At 60.5% G+C, this 4,146-nt stretch carries 3 protein-coding genes; 1 reads left to right on the top strand and 2 read right to left on the bottom strand.

What is annotated here, in order from left to right; all coding sequences use genetic code 11:
• On the bottom strand, positions 1-125 hold a 125-nt coding region (locus tag QN350_RS19140; protein WP_416347746.1), incomplete at its 3' end, for a transposase.
• A 453-nt stretch (positions 126-578) separates the two neighbouring features.
• Here QN350_RS19140 and QN350_RS19135 point away from each other — a divergent pair.
• Positions 579-2,645, top strand: a complete 2,067-nt coding sequence (locus QN350_RS19135) for a glucose PTS transporter subunit IIA (protein ID WP_323517128.1) — start codon at positions 579-581, stop codon at positions 2,643-2,645.
• A 1,193-nt stretch (positions 2,646-3,838) separates the two neighbouring features.
• Here the strand turns inward: QN350_RS19135 and QN350_RS19130 are convergent.
• Entirely contained in the window at positions 3,839-4,033 is a 195-nt protein-coding gene (locus QN350_RS19130; protein ID WP_322140281.1) for a hypothetical protein, read from the bottom strand.
• Positions 4,034-4,146 lie beyond the last annotated feature (113 nt).

Genomic DNA, 4,146 nt, shown 5'->3' with positions numbered 1-4,146 from the left:
AGCCAGTTCGCCAGGCAGGACTCCGAGATCCCGAAGTCCTTCGCGATCTGATTCAGCGGGGCTTCGTGCTTCCGGGCTACCGCGACAACATCGCGGCGGAACTCGGGTGGATAGGGCTTGGGCATGATGACATCATTCCAGCGAAGACGAATCTCCACAGGTCAGGAGTCAACCAAACCGGGGGCAGTCCCCAGCGTGCAGTCGTTGCGCTATGACGGCCCATGGGGAATGCTTTGGGAACAAATTTTGCCCATCGACGTCGACGGCGATGGCGACGACGGTTGCGGCACACTACGACAGGTAATCCACGTCCCACCGCGTTAAAAACACGCCGCGAAGAGGCGTTGGTTCGGGAGGAGCTCAGGATGTAGACCACGTCGGGGGCGTCGGCGTTTTCTTGCGCGTCAAGTCCGTCCTAGGCAGGTAACTGAGTTCGGCGCAGTTGAGTGCAAAGCCGTTATCATTGCTAATGATGTGTGGAGTTGACACGATCTTCTCGGCCGGACTACGGAGTTCACGTTGAGCTGCAGGCAAGTGGAACTCGGCACGTTCCGCATCCATATCGTAAGGAGATCAAGGTGGCGTCAAAACCTGCTGCAGACATTGTTCAAAGTATTGGAGGTGCCGGAAACGTCGTGGGTCTCACCCACTGCGCCACCCGGCTTCGCTTCCAGCTCAAGGATGCATCCGGTATCGACCAGGCGGCCGTCGAGGCCATCCCGGTGGTTCTGGGCGCCGTTCCCCAGACCGGCGACCGATACCAGGTCGTCATTGGTGGAGCGGTTGAGACCGTCTACAACGAAATTATGGCCCTCCCCGAAATGAAGCGGATCAGCTCCGGCGGATCCAGCGAGGGCGACTCCATCGCTGACATGAAGGCCGCGGGGAAGGCGAAGGGTCCGCGCGGTAAGTTCGCCGGGCTCGACACGTTCTTCGAGGTTCTGTCGGACTCGTTCCGGCCGATCCTCGGTGCGCTGCTGGGCGCGTCGCTGTTCATTACATTCATGGCCTTGATGGCGACCCTCGGTGTCATCCCGGCCTGGAACGCGCCCGGCGTGACCCTTGACCCGTCCTGGCAGTTCGTGAACCTGATGTGGCAGGGCGTTTTCGTCTTCCTGCCGCTGATGGTCGCATACAACGCCTCCAAGAGGATGGGCGCCGACCCGTGGGTCGGCTTCGGAATCATGGCCGTCGTCATGCTCCCCGGCTTCACCGCCCTGGGCAAGACCGATGGTGCGGCGTCCGTCTTCGGCGGCCACGCATCCGTCGTGCAGATCTTCGGACTGCCGTTGACCGTGTTCGACTACAGCTCGCAGGTGTTCCCGCCGCTGCTGATGGCCGGAGTGCTCGCCGCCCTGACCGTGCTCTTGAAGAAGATCATTCCGTCCAGCGTCCAGCTGATCTTCGTGCCGTTCATCAGCATGCTCATCATGATCCCGCTGACCGCCTTCCTCATCGGCCCGATCGGTGTGTACGGCGGAGCCGGACTCGGTAACTTCCTCAAGTCGATCAACGATTTCTCGCCGTTCATCTTCGCGGTCGTCATCCCGCTGGCCTACCCGTTCATGGTTCCGCTCGGCCTGCACTGGCCGCTGAACGCGATCATGCTGCTCAACATCCAGTCCCTCGGGTTTGACTTCATCCAGGGCCCGATGGGCGCCTGGAACTTCGCGTGCTTCGGCGCCACCGCCGGTGTGCTCTTCCTCGCCATTCGCGAGAAGGACCGCTTGATGAAGCAGACCGCGACGGGCGCTCTCGCTGCCGGTCTCCTCGGCGGTATTTCCGAACCCTCCCTCTACGGAATCCACCTGCGGTTCAAGCGCATCTACCCGCGCATGCTCATCGGTTGCCTCGTCGGTGGCGTCATCATCGGGCTCGGCGGCGGCGTCAAGACCAGCGCATTCGTCTTCACCTCGCTGTTGACCATCCCCGCGTTCGACAACATCCCGCTGTACACGATCGCCATCGCTGCAGCCTTCTTCACCGCGATGATCCTCGTCATCCTCTCCGGCTACCAGACGCCGGAGCAGAAGGCGGAAGTTGCCGCCCAGGTCGCGGACGAGGAAGCCGCAGCGGGCAAGAAGTCCGCACACGTCGCATCCGTCGCAGCACCGGTTGCCGCCGGTACCGCGCACGCGGCTACGGCGACCGTACCGAGCACAGGAACGGCGACCGCACTGGCCACCCTCCTGGCCACGATAGGTTCGCCCGTTGCCGGTATCGTCGTTCCGCTCGACGAGGTTCCGGATCCTGTGTTCAGTAAGGGAATCGTCGGGCCCGGCGTCGGAGTGGATCCGACCGGGGACACCGTATATGCACCTGCTGCGGGCAAGGTCATGGTCGCGCAGCCGACCGGCCACGCCTTCGGGCTGCTGCTGGACAGCGGCGTCGAACTGCTCATCCACGTGGGCATCGACACCGTGAACCTCGCAGGCAAGGGATTCGACGTCAAGGTCGCCGCTGGCGACAGGGTCGAAGCCGGCACCCCGCTGGTGACCTTCGACCGCGCAGTCATCGAAGCTGCCGGCTACTCGCTGGTGACCCCGGTACTCGTTACCAACGCCAAAAAGTTCGGTTCGATTGACCAGGCAGCGTCTGGCCATGTTGAGGTCGGAAGCCCACTCATTAAGGTTGCCGTCAAGTAAGTCTCTACACGGCAGCGGCACGTCACGGCTCAGGTTGGGCAGAGAATCTCTGCCCAACCTGAGTCGTTTCTTCGTGTCCCGGGTAGGCCGCAGTCCCGCAGCCGGCCCCTCAAGTTCGCCTGTCTGCTCATGTGCAGTCCTTCATTGATCGTTGCGCGCAACGATAGTCCGATGTATGTGAACAGCAGTCCCCGCTCTCCGCGCGTGTGGCCCGGTAGCGCCAAGGTCGTTCACGCCGAAGCAGAAGCCCGACCATCTCGCCGCTTATGAGTGCTCGATGACCTGTAACGGTGCGGCGCGTCTATGCGAGAGCAGGGCATCTACTTCTCGCAGATTAATGAGTGACGAAAGCTCCGTGAAGTAGAGTGCTGCAAGGTAAAAAAGTTGGGAAGAACATCGGCCGGTTCACGCCCGGGAAGGGCGAGATTGCCCGGCCTCATCGCGAGCTCGATGTCACTGAACGGCGTCTGGCCACGACGGGGCAGGTTATCGCTACCAAGCTCCTTGCTGCATAATCAAAAGCAGTAACATCCACAGTGTCGAGAAACTTCACCGTTCTCGGCGACGTTCCCATGCGTTTAACGTTCAGTGAGAAACTCTCATTGGGAATACCCCTGCTTTTCAGCATTCCATTCCCGACTGAACTCGAAGCGTATTGATCCTCTGTCCCGCACTCCGATGAATAACGAGGTCGGCTGATTGCGGGACTTGGACGTCGGCCTAGGTTAGGTCTATGCCCTCGAGCTCCCAGTCGCAGTCATCGCTCGAACATTGATCCACCCAGGTGCGCTTTCCGTCCGCCAACTCCGGTGAGTAGGGCCCATGCACCACGCTGCTGTTGCAGTTCGGACAGATAATAATGAGCATTATTCGATCATACGAGGCGAATCGACTCCGACCGCTCCCGCACGCGCACGCGTAAGCGCACGCGCACGAAAGTGGTCGACGGTGAGACGACCGCGATATGGCTGCGATCGGTCAGAGCAAATCCGATATCGCCGCGGAAAATATCGCGTACAGGCTCCGCGGTTCTCTGTGCGGCCTCGAGCGAAAAACAATGAGGCGATTGGGGCCTCGTTCACGAACCAAGCAATCGCAGCCAACTACTCAACGGTCTCGGACCCGCTGACCGTCTCGTCAATGCCAATCCCACGAGCAGAGTTTCACAGTAGCGATGGTGGCCCCCTAAAGCGTTAATACTCAGTGCGTTCAACCGGGTCAAGGAATTCCATGACCTCATAGTGGCCGTGGTTCTTGTTGATGAAGCCAACCAGGCAGAGAGCATTGTTTCTGGCAATGCGGCGGTCAATGACCCTCCACTGACAACCAGACAAAGCGCGGACCTCGATGTCCTCAGAGGTACGGGTCTGCAATCGGCCGGCGATCATGATGCTTCCTCTCTTCAATCTGCCCGCGACGATAGTGGGCGGATTCAAGTGGTGTCTGCAACACCGGTTTGATTGGTTGGGTTCGAGATTAGCGTGGCGAGGACTTCTGCGGG

Origin of the sequence: Cryobacterium sp. 10I5 (genome assembly GCF_035019865.1) — a bacterium.
Lineage (GTDB): Bacteria > Actinomycetota > Actinomycetes > Actinomycetales > Microbacteriaceae > Cryobacterium > Cryobacterium breve_A.
The sequence above is the reverse complement of the archived record's forward strand: the minus strand, read 5'-3'. Positions and strand labels throughout refer to the sequence as shown.